20 protein-coding genes are annotated in these 20,837 nt (G+C 65.9%); 7 read left to right on the top strand and 13 right to left on the bottom strand.

Going from position 1 to position 20,837, the window contains the following annotated elements; genetic code table 11:
• Positions 1-266: 266 nt before the first annotated feature.
• Positions 267-1,217, bottom strand: a complete 951-nt coding sequence (locus B0I32_RS54785) for an erythromycin esterase family protein (RefSeq protein WP_106253323.1) — start codon at positions 1,215-1,217, stop codon at positions 267-269.
• 67 nt (positions 1,218-1,284) lie between these two features.
• Entirely contained in the window at positions 1,285-1,875 is a 591-nt protein-coding gene (locus tag B0I32_RS54790) for an NADPH-dependent FMN reductase (RefSeq protein WP_106253325.1), read from the bottom strand.
• 100 nt (positions 1,876-1,975) lie between these two features.
• Here B0I32_RS54790 and soxR point away from each other — a divergent pair, with 100 nt between their 5' ends.
• Positions 1,976-2,431 (top strand): redox-sensitive transcriptional activator SoxR, encoded by a 456-nt coding sequence (soxR, locus tag B0I32_RS54795; RefSeq protein WP_049566578.1) that lies wholly within the window; start codon positions 1,976-1,978, stop codon positions 2,429-2,431.
• 142 nt (positions 2,432-2,573) lie between these two features.
• Here the strand turns inward: soxR and B0I32_RS54800 are convergent, their stop codons facing one another.
• The 4 genes from B0I32_RS54800 to B0I32_RS54810 all read right to left on the bottom strand — a co-directional run bounded on the left by B0I32_RS54800 (position 2,574) and on the right by B0I32_RS54810 (position 5,062).
• The gene (locus tag B0I32_RS54800; protein WP_106253326.1) at positions 2,574-3,116 is read right to left on the bottom strand and encodes a hypothetical protein; all 543 of its coding nucleotides are present in this window, start codon (positions 3,114-3,116) and stop codon (positions 2,574-2,576) included.
• Between the two features lie 340 nt (positions 3,117-3,456).
• Complete coding sequence (locus B0I32_RS54805; protein WP_106253328.1) at positions 3,457-3,690, bottom strand: hypothetical protein; 234 nt, start codon at positions 3,688-3,690, stop codon at positions 3,457-3,459.
• Complete coding sequence (locus B0I32_RS57260; RefSeq protein WP_146178739.1) at positions 3,687-4,085, bottom strand: hypothetical protein; 399 nt, start codon at positions 4,083-4,085, stop codon at positions 3,687-3,689. Before B0I32_RS57260 ends, B0I32_RS54805 begins: the two co-directional genes overlap by 4 nt.
• 428 nt (positions 4,086-4,513) lie before the next feature.
• Entirely contained in the window at positions 4,514-5,062 is a 549-nt protein-coding gene (locus B0I32_RS54810; RefSeq protein ID WP_146178740.1) for a hypothetical protein, read from the bottom strand.
• Between the two features lie 131 nt (positions 5,063-5,193).
• On the opposite strand from B0I32_RS54810, the gene B0I32_RS57265 reads away from it, so the two are divergent.
• The 4 genes from B0I32_RS57265 to B0I32_RS57270 all read left to right on the top strand — a co-directional run bounded on the left by B0I32_RS57265 (position 5,194) and on the right by B0I32_RS57270 (position 9,803).
• Complete coding sequence (locus B0I32_RS57265; protein WP_146178741.1) at positions 5,194-5,991, top strand: hypothetical protein; 798 nt, start codon at positions 5,194-5,196, stop codon at positions 5,989-5,991.
• A gap of 70 nt (positions 5,992-6,061) precedes the next feature.
• On the top strand, positions 6,062-6,346 hold the full coding sequence (locus B0I32_RS54830; RefSeq protein WP_146178742.1) for a hypothetical protein: 285 nt from the start codon (positions 6,062-6,064) through the stop codon (positions 6,344-6,346).
• Positions 6,347-7,640: 1,294 nt separating this feature from the next.
• Positions 7,641-8,783 carry a ParA family protein gene (locus B0I32_RS54835; RefSeq protein WP_146178743.1) on the top strand — a complete coding sequence of 381 codons (1,143 nt, stop codon included), beginning with the start codon at positions 7,641-7,643 and terminating at the stop codon, positions 8,781-8,783.
• Positions 8,784-8,810: 27 nt separating this feature from the next.
• Positions 8,811-9,803: a hypothetical protein gene (locus B0I32_RS57270; RefSeq protein ID WP_146178744.1), complete on the top strand. Its 993-nt coding sequence runs from the start codon at positions 8,811-8,813 to the stop codon at positions 9,801-9,803.
• A 921-nt stretch (positions 9,804-10,724) separates the two neighbouring features.
• Here the strand turns inward: B0I32_RS57270 and B0I32_RS54850 are convergent.
• Entirely contained in the window at positions 10,725-11,219 is a 495-nt protein-coding gene (locus B0I32_RS54850; RefSeq protein WP_181308896.1) for a transposase, read from the bottom strand.
• 18 nt (positions 11,220-11,237) lie between these two features.
• On the opposite strand from B0I32_RS54850, the gene B0I32_RS57275 reads away from it, so the two are divergent.
• Positions 11,238-11,480, top strand: coding sequence for a hypothetical protein (locus B0I32_RS57275; RefSeq protein ID WP_146178745.1), 243 nt, complete (start codon positions 11,238-11,240; stop codon positions 11,478-11,480).
• A 757-nt stretch (positions 11,481-12,237) separates the two neighbouring features.
• Here the strand turns inward: B0I32_RS57275 and B0I32_RS54855 are convergent.
• The 3 genes from B0I32_RS54855 to B0I32_RS54870 all read right to left on the bottom strand — a co-directional run bounded on the left by B0I32_RS54855 (position 12,238) and on the right by B0I32_RS54870 (position 17,429).
• On the bottom strand, positions 12,238-13,179 hold the full coding sequence (locus tag B0I32_RS54855) for a hypothetical protein (protein ID WP_106253347.1): 942 nt from the start codon (positions 13,177-13,179) through the stop codon (positions 12,238-12,240).
• A gap of 1,314 nt (positions 13,180-14,493) precedes the next feature.
• Complete coding sequence (locus B0I32_RS57280) at positions 14,494-15,975, bottom strand: winged helix-turn-helix domain-containing protein (RefSeq protein ID WP_146178746.1); 1,482 nt, start codon at positions 15,973-15,975, stop codon at positions 14,494-14,496.
• 896 nt (positions 15,976-16,871) lie between these two features.
• Positions 16,872-17,429 carry a hypothetical protein gene (locus tag B0I32_RS54870; RefSeq protein ID WP_106253352.1) on the bottom strand — a complete coding sequence of 186 codons (558 nt, stop codon included), beginning with the start codon at positions 17,427-17,429 and terminating at the stop codon, positions 16,872-16,874.
• Positions 17,430-17,722: 293 nt separating this feature from the next.
• On the opposite strand from B0I32_RS54870, the gene B0I32_RS54875 reads away from it, so the two are divergent.
• Positions 17,723-18,910 (top strand): IS30 family transposase, encoded by a 1,188-nt coding sequence (locus B0I32_RS54875; protein ID WP_219912536.1) that lies wholly within the window; start codon positions 17,723-17,725, stop codon positions 18,908-18,910.
• 125 nt (positions 18,911-19,035) lie between these two features.
• On the opposite strand, the gene istB is transcribed toward B0I32_RS54875, so the two are convergent.
• The 3 genes from istB to B0I32_RS62000 are packed head-to-tail and all read right to left on the bottom strand — an operon-like array spanning position 19,036 to position 20,261.
• Positions 19,036-19,836, bottom strand: coding sequence for an IS21-like element helper ATPase IstB (gene istB, locus B0I32_RS54880; RefSeq protein ID WP_219912537.1), 801 nt, complete (start codon positions 19,834-19,836; stop codon positions 19,036-19,038).
• The gene (locus B0I32_RS61995; RefSeq protein WP_146178747.1) at positions 19,836-20,018 is read right to left on the bottom strand and encodes a hypothetical protein; all 183 of its coding nucleotides are present in this window, start codon (positions 20,016-20,018) and stop codon (positions 19,836-19,838) included. Before B0I32_RS61995 ends, istB begins: the two co-directional genes overlap by 1 nt.
• A 3-nt stretch (positions 20,019-20,021) precedes the next feature.
• Positions 20,022-20,261, bottom strand: a complete 240-nt coding sequence (locus B0I32_RS62000; RefSeq protein ID WP_106253357.1) for a Mu transposase domain-containing protein — start codon at positions 20,259-20,261, stop codon at positions 20,022-20,024.
• Positions 20,262-20,837 lie beyond the last annotated feature (576 nt).

The following is a 20,837-nucleotide window of genomic DNA, read 5'->3' on the forward strand; positions in this document are numbered from 1 at the left end:
CATTCATCGACGGCAAGCTCATCGAACGCCCAACAGGATCACCCGTCCCCACAGCCGCCTAGGAACTCATGATCCACAGGTCTTGACTATTGCTCCGCGGCGAAGATGGCAGTGAGAGCTGCTCCCGAACTGGGCACTGTCACTTTGACTCACGTCGAAGTATCGGTGGTTGCGTCATCGAAGTTTGCAGTAGACAGCCGAAGATCAACTGTCGGGAGAACATCTCAGCCCTCGAGGGGCGCGCGAGAGCCTGATGCCCCGGCGGATCAGCGGCCGGTGAGGCGGACGGGTGTCACCTGCCGGTGGTGGGCGACGATGTCCATCCAGTTGGCGAGCGAACCGCCAGAGAGGTGGTGGGCGGCGTCGTTGCCGGGGTCGTAGACGGGGCCGATCAGCCGAGTTCTGGCCGGAGCGTTGAGCCAGGCGCGAACCGGGGCCGGGCTCTGCGCGTGCAGGTTCAGGAAGAAGGAGTCCAGGCCGGCATCGCCCAGAGGCGTCTCGGCGAAGTCGGGCGGCGGGGCGGGGACATGGTAGGGCAGCGACCCGTGGTGGAAGGTCAGCCCGATGCACAGGTAGCCGCTGCCGAATCGTTCGCGGAGATAGCTGCCCGCGTTGCGGTGCGTGAGCGGCGGAGACGGAGGCGAGACCGTCCGAGTGGCGCCGTTGACCATATGTGCGAGGCCGCCCCAGTAGACGATCTTGTCGCGGGTGTGTTCGTGCCACCAGATCGTGTCCTCGGCCAGGCGTTGTTCGATGGCGTCGCCGACCATCTCCGGCAGATTGCTGAGTTGCAGGGGGGCTCGGTCGGTAACGTCGGCGAAGCGGACCGGGTCGTTCGGATGCCGTTCGTTGTGGGCGCGCATCCATCGGATGACCTCGACGATCTCCTCGGTCTGCCAGAAGGACCGGGCGTCAGCCAGGAGCGCCTGCGGGTCGCCCCGGCCGGTGCGGACATACTCGTCGAGTTTCAGACGTGCGGCGCTGTCGCCTTCCAGGGCGATCGAGCGGAATCCCATCTCCTCAACCAGGAATCTCAGCATCCGATGTGCGATGGCCGACAGTTCGTGGGCCTGGCGGGCCGATGAGGCGAGGGCGACAACCGTGGCATCACGCGTCAGGTCGCGCAGGGCGGCCAGATCGGCCAGCGGGTCGTGGGGGGCAAGGGTGGTGAGGGGATGGGCATGCTGCCTGATCCACTGACGTACTGTCTCGGTCATTGCTGTCTCCGTGGGGGGTTCTTCGCTCTTCGCGGGCCGGTGGGCAGCCGCGTTCCGTGGGTGAGGTTCAGGCGGCGTAAGGGCGGGCGGTCCTGCCAGCGCGCAATGTCCGGGCCCACCAGGTGAGCCGGTCAAGCATGATGTCGGCCGCCCTCGTGCAGCCCTCCGGGCTGGCCGGGTCACCCTTGTCATCGAACTGGCCGGCGCCGTGAAAGCTGACGGTGTCCCGGATCCCCACCGCGTGCAGTTCGGCGAAGACCAGACGCAGGTGCTCCACCGCCCGCAGTCCGCCGGACAGGCCACCGTAGGAGACGAAGCCAACCGGTTTGGCATGCCACTGCTGGTGATGCCAATCGATGACGTTCTTCAGCGACGCGGGGAAGCTGTGGTTGTACTCCGGCGTCACAACGACGAACACGTCGGCAGCGTCCAACCGGGGTGTCAGGCTCCCAAGAGCCTGTGCCGCCTCAGGGGAGGGCGCCGATCCAAAATCCGGCAGCGTTATGGGGAGCGGGACCTCCGCCAGGTCGACGATATCGACGTCGAACTCTCCATGCCGGTAGGCCTGACGAGCGAACCAGTTCGCGACGGTGGGGCCGAATCGGCCCGACCGGACGCTGCCGACGATGACGACGAGCCTGATCGGCTTCTCGGACATGACACAGCTCCTCGGAATTGCTAGGGAGTGCGGCGCTCGTCGCGCCGTGTGAACAGGCTCGTGCTTAAACAAGGGTTTAAGTCAAGCTAGGGTGAGCGATATGTCGGTTTCAGGTGAGATTGCCGATGTGTTGACCATCGGGGAGTTGTCCGGGCGCAGTGGCGTCCCTGCCTCTGCGCTGCGGTTCTACGAGCGCCAGGGACTCATCACCAGCCATCGCACCGACGGCAACCAGCGCCGCTACCACCGCAGTACTCTGCGCCGGGTGGCGTTCATTCGTGCCTCGCAAAGCGTCGGCATGCCGCTGTCGGTGATCGGAGAGGTGCTGGGCTTCCTGCCGGAAGGGGCGCCTGCCACCCGGCAGTTCTGGATGAACGCGTCAGTGTGCTGGAGCAGGGAGATCAACGCCCGCATCGAGAAGATGGAGCGGATGCGCGACCGGTTCACCGAGTGCATCGGCTGCGGGTGCCTGTCCTTCGAGCAGTGCGCGCTGGTCAACCCTGCGGACACGCTCGCGGAACACGGTCCGGGCCCCCACCGTCTGCTGGAACCCTGAGCTTGCGGTTCAAGCAGCGCTGGGCATCAGCGCAGGTGAGTGCGGACAGCCCTGATGTTGTGGCGGTGGGCGGACGCGTTGTTCGACCTCACCGACGCGATGCTGTGCGCGCAAAGGCCGGTGTGATCACCATACTCAACTTCTATGCCCGGACTCGCTTCAGGGATGCCCGGACGGCTTCGGTGGTTTGCCAGGGGTGAAGGCCTTCGCCGGCCAGGAGCAGCGCGGCTTCGGGCAGGTCGAGGTCTTCGGCGGTGTCGGCTGGGTGCAGGTGGTGAGGCTGACCAGGTTCCCAGAGGGCGAGTGGTTTGAGCAGGACGCGGTCGAGGCTGCTGACGTTGAGGTGGTTGAGGATCCGGTTGGTGACTGCGGTGGGGTGGTCGTGGGCGCAGTATTCGTGCCAGAGGCTGCCGGCCCAGGGGTCGTAGCGGCGTTGGTCCATGAAGTAGCGCAGAGCGTCCAGCAGGCTGCCGGTGAAGCTGAGTTCGTCGATGATGAGCATCGCCGCGGCGCTGAGCAGCGGTCCGGGCTGGTAGGAGAGCAGGTCGCCGCACCGTTCGCGGGCAGTGGGTCCGGCGGTGAGGGTGAGTTGTTCGCGCAGGTGGCAGAACTCGTGGAAGATCCACCACAGGTGGGTGTCGGTGCCGGTGGGGAGCATCTCCGCGGCGCCGAAACAGATCGCCAAGCGGAACAACAGCTCATAGAGGTCCCAGAACGCCTTGACGGGTTCGATGGGTCCATCGCGGGGGCGGCGTAGCCGGGCCAGGAGGTCCTGCTGGATGCGCAGCAGCCGCTCGCTTCCGACCCGCTGGCAGGGGAGCCGGGCGAGTTGCTGCCGACAGTTGCGGGTGCCGACGATGCGCCCCTGCGGGCCGAACGGTCCGTTGCATTCGCGCCGGTAGCGGGGGGTGTCGCCCGCCGGTCCAGCTGTAGGTGATGAACTGGCCGCCCTGACCGGACAGCGCCATGCACATCATGGCGCGGGCGCGCAGCCCGGTTGCGTCGCGTAGGTTCTCGAAGACGTACTAGCCGTCGAAGATGGTCAGGAAGTCCTCGCCCAGGGTGTAGCGCTGCGGGGTGTAGGGCGGCAGGCCGAGTAGGGACACGATGGTGTCGCGGCTGCTGTGCTGCGCCTCGACCAGGCGGAAGAACCAGGAGTGGAGGGCCTCGCCGTCCGCCGATGGCGGCACCAGTGCCAGCCGGCGCGCCGGTGGCCGGTCCGGTTGCTGTTCCTCGAGTTCGAGGTGGTGCCGGATCATCCGGTGCTCGCGTCCTGGCCGGAGGCGGGCGGGGCCTTCTTGGTGCGGCGCCGTGCAGCGGCCTGGCGGCGGGATTTGGTCTTGGCGTAGTCGACCTCGTCGTCGTGGCCAAACACCACGCTGTCCATGATGTCGCGGGTGAGCGCTTCGACGCCGGTGTCCATCGCCGTATGGGCCGCCTCCTTAAACAGCATGGCCAGCGAGCCGATGTAGCCGGAGGTGCGTTCGTGCAGGTAGCGCCAGTGATGCAGGGTCAGATCGTCGGCCGGGTGATCGAGCAGGATCAGGTGGTCTCGAAGTGGCGCACCAGAGACATCCAGGTGCGCTGCTGCTCGCGGGTGGTGATCGTGAGCGGGGCCAGGTGCTGCGGGTCGGCGCGGTGCTGGCGCCGACATAGATCACCGGCACCCGGTTGCCGAGAAAGTCCCTGCGGAAGTCGGCCGGTGACACCCCAGGACCGAGGGTTAGGTCGGGGTGGCGGCGATGCCAGTCCAGCTCGCACTCCTTGCCGATCAGCTTGAGCAGCAATGTCTTGCCACAGTGTCCGGGCCCCGTTGATGATCGCGCTGTGAAAGGTGGCGTCCTGGCTGTAGCGGCCCTGCGTCAGCTTCGGCTTCAGCGCCGCCAGCACTCGCAGGACCTGCGGGTGCTTGAGTAACGGCGGGTTGGCGTTGCAGCTTCTGCGCATCTCATCGAACGCATCCTGCCGGTCGGCGGCCCAGTTGTCGTACTCGCCGCGGCTGACCGGCTCCGGCCGGGGTGGAGCCGGGCGGGCGCAGAACTCGCGCCACTGCTCCTTGGTGCGTGGCTGCGCGACGTTTTCTCATGCGCTGTCCGGACCCCGCCCGCCGGGATCCCAGATCTCGAACTCCTCCAGCTCGGACAGGTCCACCACCTCGTCCTGCGCCGGATCCCCCTGATCGGCGGCCGGGACCAGGCTCAGCGCCGGAGGCGGTTCTGCCTGCTCGCCGAACCGGAGGCGAGCTTGATCGCGTTTGATGGCGCGCACGTCCTGGCGGGCCCGCACCAGCTCGCGGCGGGTGCGCGCGGTCGCCGACTCCGAGGAGTCCATCCGGCGCTGCAGATCCACCAATGCCTCGGCGATCTCCTGCTGACTCGGCTCCCGCAACCCGCCGTCGCGCAGGAGCTTGCGGGCTTCTTCGACCATCCGCGCGGTGAACGGGATGGCCGGATCCGGCAGGTGCGTCCAGAACAGCACCTGCCAGGCGCCTTCGAGGAAGATGAACACCCGGCTGGGGTCGCCCGGATTGTAGCGGATCGGCCATTTGCGGCCCTTGCCCGGGACCGGCGACAGCGCCCGCCGATGGCCGTCCAGGAACGAACCTCCTGTCGTACACGCGCTTACTGACATCCCCGATGGCCTGCTGCCAAGTTCTCTGACATCTCCCGTGCCGTTCTGACATCTGCAAGCGTGCCAGACAGCCGGGAATCTCACCCGCACCGAGCATCGCCATAGATCACTAACGTCAATACACTATTGACATGCCTAAGCGTGCCCTTCCTCAGATCAGCAAAACCGCAGGTCGGGAGGCCATCGAGCGGATCGTACTGCGTCGCCGCGAAGTACGCGATCCCGACCTCGCGTCGCTGGAAAGCCGAGACCTGTTCGAACATCCTCTAGCCGCGATTCAGCATGTATTGAACTGCCGCAGAGTCCCGGAGTGGGTGACCTCGATCGACGTTCTCGACGCGTTGTGGGTCCTGGCTCATGTTCGTCTCCATCATCCCCACCGCCCTGACGAAGCAGAGCGCCTCGAGCATGAGCTGCTGGAACTGGGTCGTGCCATGCAGATCGCGATGATCCGTATGGCACCGCCACTCAATCTGCGGACCAGACAAGCCGTGGAGCACCGGCTCCTACGTCACCGGGCGTCCCGGTTGGGGCTCGGTCGGAGCGAGCGGATGGAACGAGCACATCGGTTGTCCAAGACGCAGCCGCAAAGCACGTCCGCAGAAGCGCTCTGGTACGACCGGCACGCGCTGGCGTTGTGGGAAGCTGCCGCGCAGCTGGTGGCCTCCCGGTCCCGTGCCGACCACCTGATCGACGATGAGATGGCCGAGTGTCTCCATGGCCTGCGACGAGTAGTGAGAGAAATGCAGTGGCCGCTGTCGCCATCTCACTACTCCGTCTTGCGGGAGATCGGCTGGTGGGTGCAGGAGATCGTGGAGTCGCTAGAGGAGCCCCGTTACGCAGCATTTCGCGAACACTTGGGCGAGCTGCACGTCACGGCCGCCACGCTGGCGGCGGGTTACCATCGTGTGCGCTTCGGTGACGCTTGAGGTGATCGTTGTCACGGTATGACCGGCTGGTGAGACAGCGTGCGCAGTGGGGCCAGACAGCGTCGAGAAGATGCTCGCGGACTTTACCGGTGGTGGCCGGGTTCTGCTCGCGGTTGTGGATTCGAAAGCTGGCCATGCGGGGCCGCCGGTGCGAGATGTCGCGGAGCTGGCCCACGAGCAGGTGATCGAGGTTCTGGTGGCCGGCCAGCTGACCTCACCCGCGCCGCTGGTGCACGTGCAGAACCGGGCCGAGCGATGGGCGGCGGGTGAGGCGTTCGGGTCGAGCCCGGCCTGCTCAACGACGACCGGATCGGCCGCGTGCCGGACGCCATCGCCCCGCAGCTGGACCACCTAACAGGGTTCACGCGATCCCGGTCTTCCACCGCGCCTACGACGGCACGGCCGGGAGGTCACCCAAGTGATCAGCACCATGCCGGCCCTGCAGCAGCCGGCCGGCCCGCAACGGATGGGCTGCCGGCAGGCGCCGGGCACGACTCGTATGCCGACCTGGTCGCGATGACCACCGAGAAGGTGGGCTTCATCACCCCTGCTTGGCTCGGCTGAAGCGCGTCCTGAGCAGCCGCCACTACCCCACCGAGCAGGCCGTTGCGGACCGCCTCGCCGCACTCACCGGGTCAGCGCCTACCTGACCGCGCAGACCGGCACCGAGCCGGGCATCACCTGATCGAGCACCAGCCCCGCCAAGCATTCGCCGCTCGCGCAGCGACCACGGCCGCAGGCCTGTACGCCGGACGCCCCCATCCTCACCGGCAACCTCGTCCTCGACACGTGGCCGAAATACAGCTGATCATGGGCACCGGCCAGTGAGGGCGATGGTCATCGGCGCCATCTATGAGCACATGGCACCGATCGTGCGCGCGGGCACTCGGTCTGCGGCACCCTGTCCGCACACAGCCTCCCGTACGGGGGCCCATACGGGCCTGTAGGGCCTCTCAGGGCGAGGCAGGCCGATCCCTAGTACCTGCCTCAAGGACGGCACCGTTCGGCGCTTAGGTGCGTTTGCGCAGTTCAAATGGTGTTACCCACCAGCAATCTGGAGCGGCGGGGCGGATTTCACGGCAAGGCTTCCGGCAGCCCATAGAACCGCCATTCTTGCCGGGCATTGAGGCCTGATTATGCGGCGTTGTGGGGCTCGCACGCTCCCCCAGCACGGACGTCCGGACCCGTGGATAAAAGTCAAAAGTGGCATTGACCTGCTGTTTCACAATTGCACTTGCGACAACACACACTACAACACAGGATGACTGCAGCAGTGCTTAGCCGGTGCCTCGCATCACCTGAAACCAGCATCTCCGGCGATCTGGCGGAAAAGCAGCCTGGAGATCGGCGGACGTCAGCCGCTAGAGAGGTGAACCACAGCGAACAAGACCAATCGGCAGACAACGGGCAGTCAAGCCTTCACGGACAGCAGCGCGACTGCACCTCTAGGCAAACCCCCCTCCGCGCAGCCTTTCCAGCACTCGAACGCCGACAACCGGTCGCAGACGTTCCCTTCGGCACGGCGGTGAAGACAGATCCGCCATATCACTCCACATCTCATGGACATCAGCGCGCGTCCTCTCACAACGATCAGCCACTCTTGCTAAGATCGGCCGCGTGATATCGCTGAGAACATTCGGGAGCCTCCTGTGACCTCTACAGCGCAACCGGCCGCTGCGAGCGCCGAAACCGAACCTGCCGCCGAGGCGGTCTCTGAAGTAGAACAAATCGTTTCCACGTGGATGACTCGTGGCGTCACGACGATGAAGAACGTGGTGAGCGTAATGATGCGTAAAGGAGGAGCAGGGAAGAGCACCCTGACTCTCCTGCTCACCGACGCTCTTGTACGCATGGGACTCAACGTCCTCGTCATCGACATGGACCCGCAAGGCAATGCAGGCACCGGACTCGGGCGAAAGGTCCAGATGCGCGCCGTCGAAGCACGTATCGGCAAGACGACGCTTGAGGAACCCGACGTTCTCACCGTCATCGAGGTCATCCAGTCAGGTGAGGACGGAGTCGCCGACGAAGCGGTACTGTTGATCGACACCCCAGGCTGGCAGTACCCGATAGATCTGCCCTTCCACCGGGGCGGTCCGCTCTCCGCTGGCAAGATCGGTAGAGTCGGGCTCATCCCGAGCTACTCGGCGCTCGAGGATCTACCCGCCTCCTGGAAACCCACCGACTTCGAACGTCTGGCCCACACGTTGCTTCTTCCGGCCGAGCGTGGCGGTATTGCGCCGAGTCACCGCTGGGACGTCGTCCTCATCGACACTGCCATCGCTCGGGCCTTGGGCGTTCAGTCGGCTAAGGCCGCGTTCTATGCGCTGTTCGTGACGAACGCCGAAAAGTTCGGCGTCGACGCGATCCCGGAGACGATGCGCCTAGTCGAGGACGTGCGCGATCACTACTACCACGACGGTATCGATGTGATGGGACTCGTCTGGAACGCCTACTCTCCTAATCAGATCACTGCACGCGCTCTCACCATGGATGCCGCTCAGGCGCATACGGCTAAGCAGAAGCACTGGGATGCTCCAATCTGGCCATTCGAGATTCCCAAGGCGACCGTTGTCAGCGACTCGCACGACATGGCGGCTCCCGTCTCAGCGTTCCTCGGCACCTCTGAAAAGCGGAAACCTGCCGCCAAGGTATGCCAGGTGGCTGAAGCGATTGCACTGCGACTGCTCGACACGATCGGCCATCCCCTGGCCGGCGAGCTGCGCGAGGCCTGGGTGCAGGCATGGCCGGAGAACGAACAGACCAACGTGATGACCAAGGGTGTGGCGTAGGTGGCCACGGGTAACAGGAGAGGCCGGTTGCAGCGGCAGCCGGTGACGGGCTTCGGGCATCTGCAACCTCCTCAGCAGGCAGAGGAAAAACCGCAGGAGTCCGCGGTAGGGGTGGTGGATCCTCCAGCGAACGTGTCCCAGGATGAGACGGCGCGGGAGGAGGAACAGCGGAGCTCGCCGCCCCCGACGACAGATCACCGGCCGACGACCGTGCAGGAGGCACCCTCATCCGAATCCTCCGAGGTCGCCGAAACCTCGCCGTCGTCGGCAGCATCCACCGCCGCTGCGGCCGGGCAGGACAAGGAACCGCAGGTTCAGACACCTAAGTCGGAGTCTGCCGACGACACCGACAGGGCCCTCACGCAGGCTGATCCGGACATGCAAGCGGATGACACTCACAAAGTGCTGGGCCAAGCCAGACCCAGTCGAAGAGAGTCGCCAGACGAAAGCATCATGGGGACGGTAGCGACGCGGAAGCGTCGTTCGTCGGCCGTTGGTTCGTCTTCTGGCTACTTCCAGCCGCGACCCGCCGAACTTCCCGCTCCGATCAAGGAGAAGCTCGCGTCGCTGCCGCCCAACTATCTGCGCCTCTACCAGAGTTTCAGTGACGCTGCCAATCCGGCGGTGGGCAGCGCTGGCCGGAACGTGCGCCTCAACGCCACCCTCGCGTCCCGGCTGATCAAGCAGGCTGTGGCAGACAAGAGACGACTCACCGCTGGGACCCGGCGACCCGGTCTCTCCCCCAGTCACTACATTGATGCCGCCCTACGGCAGGCACGTGAGCATCCTCTTGCTGTGCTCGTGCAGATGGGGCAGAGCTTCAAGGTACGGACGTCACATGAAGATCTGCCGAAACCCAACACCTACACGCTCACGTCGGATGTGGGCGCGTGGATCGACGATCTCAAGGATGAGCTAACGCTGGTCGTTGCGTACAGGGGCATGCTCGGGCATGTCCTCAACGCTTGCGTTGAAGCATTTCTGGACGGTCTGGAGGATGAAGCCGCAAGGTCAGCCTGAACAGGGCTACCCCACAACGGATCCCGGACCTCCATCAGATTCGTCCGAGGGGGGACCGTCGTCTTGGGCCGCGGGTGCTTCGGAGCGGGCGGCCCGCCCCGCTTGGGGCGGCCCGCCCCCAAGCGGGGCCCTGAACAGCCTTGACCGGGGCACTTTCAGCCTGGTGCACGAGGACCGTCAGGAGCACCCCCAGGCTGCATCGAAATCGAACGGTTGAGCCTGGATGTGGCCGAACTGCCGCTGGCCAGGTACCCGCCCACGCCGACCGGCCTGGGCAGGGCACGGCGGGGCGGGGCATGTTCGCGAAAGTGATCCTGGTGAACCCCGCCGACACCTCCCGCACCTGTGCCCCGATGCGGACACTGCGCGAAGAACAAGCGCGTTACCTTGGCCTGACTGAACGATCCAGCTGGTGGCCTCCCCGGATCTCGGGCGCGGGACGCTTCGTGGGATTGGCGGTTGCCCTGCGGAGCTTGGCGGTGAGACGCCGGAGCGTCCGGGCGCTGCCCAGGTAACCGCGTTCGCGCAGCTCGGCCGGGAGCTGGTCGGTGTTGCGGCAGCCTTGTTCCCAGCGTTGCTGCGGGTAGGGAAGATGAGTATCGAGGATCGTCTGGCGTGGTACGCGCTGGGCGCTGATGAGGTGGTCGGCACTGGTGACCGCGGTGTAGCGGCGCACGGTCTTCGCGATCTAACCGCAGCTCACGGCTGATCTGGTTGATATTCATCCCTGTGGCGAGGGCCTGATGGATCTCGGCGTACCGCGTCCTGGTCCGGGCCGCCGCAGCTCCTTCCTTGGGGGCTGGCTCCAACCCCTCGGCAGGAGGTTCGGTTGTCTCGGGCTTGACCGGTTCGCGCAGGCGTGCGTGCGCGGTGCCGGGACACGGCCCGCTGGACGGCGCCGGACAGGTTGTGGAGCAGATGCTAGCGATCGGCGATCTGCACCGCCTGCGGCGCGCCGCGCTGCGCGCTTTCGGCATAGCAGCCGGCCCGGTCCCGGCAGATCACCTCGACCCCGGGATGCGCCTGCAGCCAGGCCGCGAAGGAATCCGCCGAGCGATCCGGCAACAACTCGACCACATGACCGCCCTCCACATCGACCAGCACCGTCCCGTAGGTATGGCCCTTGCGCCAGGCGAACTCATCGACCCCCAGCACTCGCGGGCCCGTCACCTGCGGATCCGGCAAACTCCGTAGCGGCCGCAGCAGCGTCGAACGACCCACCGCACGGGCCCCGGGACGACCGCCCAGAGCCAGCGCCATCGACAGCGACCCCGTCGCGCGTCGGCCGTGCTTGCTGGTCAGGCCGGGCGCCTGCTCGGCGAAGGTCCTCCGGCCGCAGGTGAGGTTGTTGCAGAAGAAGCGACGCACTCGCGCCTGTAGCAGCACCTCCTGCCCAGCCACCGGAAGGTCTGCCAAGCACCGCTCATAGCGGCTATGAACCGCACCGACTCGCATTCACAGCCAGGGCATGAATACTTCGGCACTGTCGTCGCGGCCTTCGCCCGCACGATCGCGCCCATCTGGTACGCCCGCTCGATGCGAACGGCGGCACGATGCGGGAACACGACCGCCAACAGCTCCATGACCGACGCAGAGCAGCGTCCCGGCACCAGCACCGGTTCGCACCAGGCTCAACAAGAACGTGATCTTGATTCTCTGGCCGATCACGGAAAGTGAGCCAGACACACACGTACCTGGCCACTGACAGAATACGGTGCTCAACATCCTCAGAACAGGGCAGGCCCTTCACTCAACGGCAAGCCGCTCCCTGCAGGGAGCGGACGAGTCACCACGACTCAGGGGCACTCGGACACGAGGGACGCCCTCACTCCGAAGACTGACATGCACAAGCGCACAAGGTGCCTTACAGCAACACACACTGCCTGCACACGGCGGCGCAGCGAAGCAATCACCGCATTTGAGCTGCCACCCGGAAGTGCCTGATCATCGCCGATGAGGCCGCCAAAACGATCATTCCCCGCGGGGAATGATCGTTCTCACCGGTGCCGAGAGAGACGGCCGTCTCAGCTATGCCGGAGAGCCTCGGCATGAGCGGGCCTTTCGGCGAGTCATCGGGGGGCCTTGTACCAGTGCCAATGGCGAGCTTTCACAGACTGCGCCGCAGGCCGTTGGGCGGGCCCGGGGCCCGCTCGGCCAGTGGGTACAAGAGTTGGTCCAGGCGTATGCGTGGCGGAGGGGCATGATCCTGCGGGCTCCGTTGTAGGTGTGCCATGACATGGGCGGGCACAGCCACTGGCGGTAACAAACCGGACGGATCCCTCCGATGGAGTCGGAGGTCTGATCCAGGTTGAAGTTCCTATTGCTGCTGGACGCCTGGCCACCCTCACAGCGGATGCTGCGGCGCCGGCCACGGGCGTGGAGTCCTTCCCGCCGGGCTCGCTGGAGGCAGGCTGCCGTAGCGCTTGCCGGCATCCTACTGCGACGGCAGTCGGATGATTGCTGTGCCGTTGAGCAGCGCGTCGTCAGCGGGCTCTCGTTGAGGTCGGTGTACCCCACCCGGGGGGACGGTCTGGGGGGTCGCCCGTGGCACGCCGTGGTTGATGACGCTCGCGGCGATAAGGCGCTCTGTTAGCCCGCGAGGCGAACGGCCCGTGTCGGAGAGGTTCGGCCGAGCGGTGGCGGTGCCGCGGATCATCGGGTCCGCGTGCGTCCATTGAGGCGATTCCGTTAGCACCTCACGCTGCGCGTGGATGAAGTCCCCGTGCCGCCCGTAGCGCTCACAGACGGCCCGCGCCAATATCCCTGCTATGACGAGGTGTTCTTCGCAGGCGGCCGCGACCTTCGCCTCCAGGCCGGCGACCTGGGCGAGGAGGAGTTGCACGCGCAGCTGGCGTGAGCTGCGCTCGTACCCGGCGAGCTGGGCCAGCCGCTCGGGCCAGCGCAGCCGCCGCTCGATCGAGGCACACACGGCCGCCACGAGCTCCTCGGCGGGCCGACCGTCAGGGTCACGGCCGGCGAGCCGCACAGCTCGCCGTGCCGTCGGCCCGAAGTTGGTGAGCCTGCGCAGCCCGTTCTGGAGCAAGCGTACGCGGTTGTGCAGGCACGCGGCGCTCCAGCCGAGCACCAGCAGTCGGTCGGCGTCCGCCTCGCAGTGCCTGCCCGCCAGCGCCACCTCGCGGGCCATACGGTGGTAGAGGACCCATGACTCCTGTTCGGCCACCGACCCCGGGGTGTCGATGCACACCTGCAGGCCGCCGGAGGTCATCTTGGTGACGCGGAAATCCACACCGCGCACGGTCCAGGCGCAGATCCGCTGGACAACCCGTTCCCACGTAACGGTCTCCGGCGCTATCGGGACCGGGCCGCGCAGTACCCGCTCCGGGGCCATTTCCTGGCTCCGTGGCTCGATGTTCATATGAGGCACCTCCTGACCCATTCCTGACCTGCGGGAAGGTCCATACGGTGTGGTTGATCCTGAATCAGCCAATGAGCCTCATGGGCGATGCCCAACGTCATGGCGTCGTCCTCATCCATCCAGTGCACGGCCAGAGGCGCCCGCGTTGCGCCGAGGGCTCCAGACGTGTCGGCCCTCGACTCGACCAATCTGTTGTGGATGTCTTCGGCTTACTATGGTTGTCACCACGAAGGCCGACAAAGCCGTCACCTTCAGCAGCTGCGCTGCGGCCCTTCAGGGCCGTGAACCCACCCTCGACCCGGTGGGACGCGATGGCGCTGGAGTACCTGTGGAGCCCTCACCGGTCACTTCTTCGTGATGTTGATCTGTTCGACGCAAACCTGTCAAGGGCACCATATCTAGCAATTACGCCTATCCGAGCCCGATCGAATAGCTCTAGAGGTTTTCACATTTTTGCTCTGATAGGTATCTTCATTGTCGCCAACCGCTACGTGATTTCTGCCAGCCTTGGTGTCGGCATGCTCGGTCTACAGGGCCATCCTTCGGCCCTTCAGGTACGCCAACATGGGGGAGGCCGTGGAGAAGGTGGTGGCGGTATTGCACGCGCTGCGAGTCGGCGCGCCCGCCTGGAGTCGATCGAGCTTCGGCCCCGACGGGCGTCGACTGCGGTGGCTGCAGCGAAACCCTGTTCGCGGCGGCTGCTGTCCCAGACCAGCACGGGGGGCGTCTGCGCGCGCATAGTGAGGGACTGCGCGTGAATGAGACCGGCCGCGTGCATGGAGATGGTGATCACCAGGGGGGCGCTCTGGGAGAAGCTTCGGGGCACCGAGTCGCATCGGGGGCTACCGACGACACCAACTCGACTTGAGGCCGCCTTCTGGTCAGGCAGGTGGCTGCCCTTGTACTGAAATTCATCACGCGGGACTATGGGAGAGCATGAACTCGAAGAATGAATTTCGCCTGTGCCGATCCGTGACCTGCCCGCTGATATCGAGCCCTTAGCGGATGCAAAATATGCTGTCGCCAGTATCGTCTTGACGTCGAAGGCCGGACGATGCGTCGAGCAATAGGGGTGACCCTGATAGATCGAGTTTGTTGCCGGTAGGCAGCCTCGCCTCCCGCGCGCCACGCAACTGCCCGACCTACACGAATAACGGCAGCGAATCGGCGGACGATGGCTGCCTTGCCGCGCTCCCCGCTTGTCTGTGCCTGCATCCGCGCTCCTTGTGCGGATGCAGGCCCCCCAGCTTTTTCGGGTCATTACCAGCTCCACTGACCAGGGGCTCCTGCTCTGAGGCACCGGACCTGGAACCATCATCCTGGGATCCGTGTCATCGGTGCCGGCAGCCGCTGCCCGTTGCGCGCAGCCGAGGCACGCAACGCCGAAGCGGTACGGGGACACGTCGCCAGGAGCAGGGCTCTGGCGCGCGCGGCTGGCCCGTCCGGGCCAGCCGCGTCGACCCGGGGGAGTTCCTGCGTCGGATGCTCGAAACGCTCCCTGGTCCGTTGCACAGAATCGTCCATATGGGGGGCAGGTGGGGTTTCGGCGCGCGGATCAGCAGCGATGAACGTGGCGGGCACATGGTCCGCTCTCCGTTCTTGGTTGACTCGAGCGCCGAACTCCTGGCAGGCGGGGCAAGGATATCCGGAGGGCAGGAGATGATCTTCGCATTCGGGATGCAGACACCTATAGCCACGATCGACGACGGTCAGAGCGGCCGCGATCGGCCGGCGAGGCTCGACGCCGTACCATGCCCTCAAGCGCCGCCGGATACGAGCGGTCATCTCTGCAGCGGTGCGCCCGTGACCCATCTCCTTTTCCACGGCCGCCAGCACACGGTCACGTTCCTGCTCGCTCATGCGCAACTGCCAAGCCAGGGGGATGGCGGCCATGACGCTCAGGGCACCTGAGGGCCGAAGCCGCCGAACACTACCGCCCGGCTGGTCATTGATCCGCCTCTCGCGCGAAAGCGCGCTATCGGCGTCGTCGTTACGGTGCTGTACATCGCCTACGGCGAGAGGCATACGGTCATGCTTCTCAGGTCCGGCTTCAAAGTCACGCTTCTGTGCAGGTTCAGTTTCCGTGATCGTTTCGGCCGAATTTCCATGATCGTTTCGGTTCGGCTTCCGAGATCGTTCCACTATTGGCTCACGCTCCAGCCTGCGGACCGGCTTAACTGATGGCTCCCCTTGAGAGCGTGCGGCTGTGTCGAGGACGTGCAGCGGAGCATCGTGCGTGCGGTAGGCGATCATGCGGCCGGCACGACGACTGGAGATCCATCCGTCGTCTTCGAGAGCGGCCAGCAAGGACCGCACGGTCCGGTCCGTCATCTCCAAGTCGTGAGCCAGTTCACTCTGGCTGCGGACCACTCCGACAACTTCGTCACGGCGCAACCGGCAGTACAGCTCCAGCATCGCCGACCGGTTCCGCCGAGGAGCCCACACGCCTTGGACGCTGTGGCAGCCGACACCGGCCGCCGCACGGTAGCTGATGCGGGCCCAGGCCGTATCTTCCGCAAACGGTGCAAGGTAGCGGCGAGTGGTCCGGGTACTGGTGTCGGTGATGATCCATGAGCCAGCCGCGTTCAAGGCATCGTAGATGGTCGACGCATGCACGCCGAGCCGATCGGCCAAGAAGGCAATGCTCGCGGTGCAGCCAGCCCGTCGTTGTGACAGAGCGGCGACCTGGGCCACCACGGGCCAGGCGGCGCCATGTGGCAAATCAAGGGGGATCTTCACCGTGCCGTCAGGGAGTTCGTCGAGCGGACAGCAAACAGCGGGGGAGGAGCCGGTCATGCTGCTTCCTGGCCGTATCCGTGCCTCGCCCGAGTGGTGGTCAGATCCACAACGGTGATGGCGTCCTCAAGCGTGCTCGTCGTTCGCATGCTTAGTCTCGTTTTTGGGCGCGCTGAACTAAGCGCATGGCTCATGATGGGCTCCGATGCGGTTTTGGGGTACACCGAATACAGGTGCTGGCGGGTCGCTGGGAGCGGGTGGCCGGCACCTTGAGGTGCGTTGTGGGGTTAGGCGAGCCCGGGTATGCCCCCGGGCAACGGCTGACCTAGGCCAAAAGCGCCTCCGGGATCACCTGGAGCGGGTGCACCAGTCGCGGTAGGGCGACGGCGAGCTCGGACGACCACGCGGCCTTAGGAAACGGCCGCACGTATGGCATGGTCTGAACCGCCCGGCGTATGAGTGCCAAGGGGTGACAGGAACGTTGGAGGTAAGTCAGCACCTCAAACGTGGCGAAGCCAGCCTCCGGCGGCGCAGTGGCCCAGCGTCGCTGGGCCGAGCCGATTGGGCGGGCACAAGTGGTCTGTGCGATGTCGGCTGTGCCACCGTGTGGTCGCACAGTGACGCGCCCGCTCCAGAGAGTGTCCGGTTTATGGCGCGCACAAGCGATAAAGATCATGATGGGCGGCGACACGCCGAAGACGCCAATTGCGTGCACGACTTGGCCGACCCGGGGATCCTCGTCTATCTTGGACTCCGAGACGTTTGGACACCGGCCAGGCACGCGAAAGCCGAAGCCGACACGAGCCGGGCCGGATGTCTGTTTGTAGAGAGAGCTCTCGCGCAAGGTTTTCCAGGCCAGTTAGCGCGGGGGCTCTCTGCATTTGTGCAAGTGCGCCGGAGGGGCGCAGGCTTACGTTGGTGTCTGGATGCCTCCTCTTGCCGGGGCGCCGGCGGGCTTAGGCCGCAGTCTGTTGGGGATGTTCGAGCTCGTAGCGATCCAGTAGCGTCTGCTGTTCGGGACCAGACTTCGCTGCGCTCGGGAACGGGATATCGACACTGCCGTCCAACACCACGTCCACCAGTGAGTGGGCTGCCTCGGGAGCGAGCATCGGAGCATCGCGCATAATGCTCTCTCGATCGTCTCCTGGCGCCGCAGGGTGCAAGGCACTCATCAAGGCCACAAGATAGGCAGTTCTCTGGGAGTAGCCGAGGCTCTCGTACGCGGACTTGATGCGGCTCTTGACCCCCACTGGGGTACGGATGGCGAAGACGTGCCTGTTGCTGGACGTCCACTCCGGTGTCCTTGGCAGCAACAACGGAATCAGCGATCCTATCGATTCGGCGAACTCCGGCTGTTGCCGGTGATCCGGATGCAGGCCGCTGATGAGGTCGTTGAGGTAGACGCCAGGCCTCTTGTAGCCATGGCGTACCGCAGCAGCCTCGATGCGCTCTTTCAACTCCAACGGCACCGCAACCGTCGACGCGTCCCTTTCGCCCTTGTAGAGCTGTGCCATCGCTACCGCCTCCCATCACTGGTGATCGAGACCGTAGCGTACCCACAAACAGTTTGCGAGGAGCCACGCGGAGAACTTGTTGAATGACGCGCCATCCGGTCGGATCAGCGCTGCGCCAGATTGCTGCTTCCTTCCCCGGATTCTGAGTGGCGGCCAGGTTGTGGCGGCCGGGGAGCCATGAAGTTCCTGGTTGATGCACCATACGTGGCGGAGCGCCCTGTCAACGACGGCCGAATCCTGACCCCCTGACGACGCTCGGGTTCTAATTAGTGCTTGTCGCAACACACCTGATCATGGAAGGCGTGTTGATGGCGAGGCGAGGGCCCAAGCGCAGGTTGGACGTGGAGTCGGAGTACTGGCGGCTGGTGCTGTCCGGCATGGGAACGGTGGAGGCTTGTCGCGCCCTCGGAATCGGGCGCAAGACCGGCTACCGGTGGCGGGCGGAGAACGGCGGGCTACCGCCGGCGCGGCTGGCTGAGAGCGCCCGGTCGAGCCGGTTCTTATCGCTGCTGGAGCGGCAGCGGATCGCGACCTTGCGGGCACAGGGCCTGGGCGTACGCGCGATCGCCGACCGCCTCGGACGCTCCCCATCGACCATCAGCCGCGAGCTGCGCCGCAATACGCTCTCGCACGATCGAGGCGTCTACGACGGTGATCTCGCTCATGCGCGAGCGCGGCAACGGGCCCGGCGGCCACGTCAGGGACGGCTGCTGGCAGACGCACGGCTCCGCGCGGAGGTGCAGGCCAAGCTGGAGCTGGACTGGAGCCCCGAGCAGATCGCCGCGTACTTGCGCAGCGCGTGGCCGGCCCGGCCGAGCTGGCACGTCTGCCACGAGACGATCTACCAGGCGCTCTACCACGGCGGCAAGGGCGGCCTGAGTCGCAGCCTCACCCTTCGGCTCCGCACCGGGCGACCGCTGCGCAAGCGCCGCCGCCGACCCGACCAGCGTCAGCCGCGGTTCATCGCGCCCGCGCTGCTCATCGACCACCGGCCCGCCGTCGTCGAGCTCCGCAATCGAGTCGGGGACTGGGAGGGAGACTTGATCACCGGTCGGCTGAACCAGTCCGCGATCGCCACTCTCGTCGACCGCAAAAGCCGCTACCTGCGCCTGGTCCCGCTGCCGGTTCGTCACGACGCGCAGGCCGTTCGCGATGGCCTGATCGCCGTCCTCGACGGCCTGCCGCCAGTCGCGCGGCTGACGCTGACCTGGGACCAGGGAGCGGAGATGGCCTGTCACGACCAGATCGCCCCCTACCTGAGCGAAGGCGTCTTCTTCGCCCATCCAGGCAGCCCATGGCAGCGCGGCAGCAACGAGAACACCAACGGGCTGCTCCGCCAGTACTTTCCCAAGCGCACCGACCTGTCCGCTCACACCGAAGCAGACCTACGCGCCATCGAGGAACGCCTCAACAACCGTCCCCGGAAAACGCTCGGCTGGCGCACGCCCGCTGACATTTTCCATGAAGGTCTGGCACTATGACTGTCCGTCATCGTTGCGATGATCACTCGAATCCGCCACGTCTGAATCGTGACCCCCTGATGTCGTCGTCGGTTACTGTTCGTGCTCAGATCGGGCCGGCGGAACCCGGCCCAGATCGCGGTTCTTCAGCCGTAACTGTCTCCCTTCAGCGAGATCACCTCGGCGTGGTGGACCAGCCGGTCGATCATGGCGGCAGCGACCACATCATCACCGAACACCTCGCCCCAGCGGCCGAACGGCTTGTTCGACGTGACGATCAGCGAAGCCCGCTCGTAACGGCTGGAGACCAGCTGGAAGAACAGGTTGGCGGCCTCAGGCTCGAACGGGATATAGCCGACCTCGTCCACGACCAGGACCGGGATACGGGCCAGTTTGACCAGCTCGTCCTGGAGCCTGCCGGCGGCGTGCGCGTCGGCCAGGCGGGCCACCCATTCGGCCGCGGTGGCGAAGGCGACGCGGTGGCCGGCCTGGCAGGCGCGGATCCCCAGCCCGATCGACAGGTGCGTCTTGCCGGTGCCGGGCGGGCCGAGGAAGACCACATTCTCCTTGGCGGTCACGAAGTCCAGCGTGCTCAGATGCGCGATCGCCTCCCGTTTGAGCGAGCGCTGGTGGTCATAGTCGAAGTCCTCCAGCGCCTTGCGGGCCGGGAAGCGGGCGGAGCGGATACGGGCCTCGCCGCCGTGCGCGTCCCGGGCGGCGACCTCGCGCTGCAGGCAGGCGGCCAGGAACTCCTCATGACTCCAGGACTCGGCGCGGGCCCGCTCGGCCAGCCGTTCAACGGCCGCGGCCAGCGACGGCGCCTTCAGCACCCGGGTCAGATAGGCCAGCTCGGCGGCGACGTTGCGCCCGCCGCCACCCGTCGACGCCGCGGTGCCGGCACCTGCGCTGCGGCCGGTTGCGGTGCTGATGCCGGTGCGTGGGGCCATCACGCTACCCCCTCAACACCGAGCAGAGCGTCGTAGTCGGCCAGCGAGCGCTGCTCCACCTCGGTGTCCACCGGCGCCGCCACCGGCTGCAGCCGGATCGCGCGCATCGCGGCGGCGGCCCGGGCATGGGCCGGGTCGGTGAGGGTCTGAGGGGTGTCCCAGCAGCGCTCGTGCCGGGCCACCACCTACCCGGCGCAGGTGACCGTGACCTGCTCCGGATCGGCGACGATCTCGACCAGGCGGCCGATCGCCGACGGGTGCACGGAGTAGTCGTTGGACGCCACGCGCACGTAATGATCACGCGCCAGCCGGGTGGAGCTGCGCCAGCCGACGATCGGCGGCACCGGCGGCAAGGCCACCATCGCGGCCCGGTCGGCTTCGATCCGGTCGACCGGGCGGCAGCCGAGGCGGCGGTGATGGCGCACGCCCGGGCGTTTCGCTTGGCCACCAGCGCCCGAGTTGGCCGTTGATGCTCGACACCTGCTTGCTCGTGCGTGTCGGCATCTTGTGATGATGCCGCAACGCTCGCCAGGGCGCTGTGACCATCTCATGCGCTGGATGTTGTGTGGTCAGCTTCAAGCACGGTGTCTGCGCTGCCACCGGTCCGAGCCCACATTCACGGGTGGGAGCTGGTGCGCTGCGCTATCGAGAGGCGTAACAACACCGGTTCCTCGCATACACCCGCCACTCTCGCTCACCGGACCCAGCCATCCGGTAGCTCTGATCGACCCGACTTTGTCGCGACTGCTCCCGCCCTGCCTGACGTCCGTCTGGGTCAGCCTAAGAACTCCTAACAGTATGATCTTGGGACGGTATTGATCGTGGGTGTGTCCAGTCAGTGGCTCTGGCCCACTTTCGGTGGTCACGGAACGTGAAAGCTCGTGTCGGTCCATGGTTATCTCGGCATGCTGTGTCAGCGTGACGCCGGTGTGACGTAAGGGATCTTCCAGGGCTGTTCCCACAGTTCGCCGACTTGGCCATCGGCAGCGTTCAAGCCGAGG

The organism is Nonomuraea fuscirosea (genome assembly GCF_003001935.1).
Taxonomy (GTDB): domain Bacteria; phylum Actinomycetota; class Actinomycetes; order Streptosporangiales; family Streptosporangiaceae; genus Nonomuraea; species Nonomuraea fuscirosea.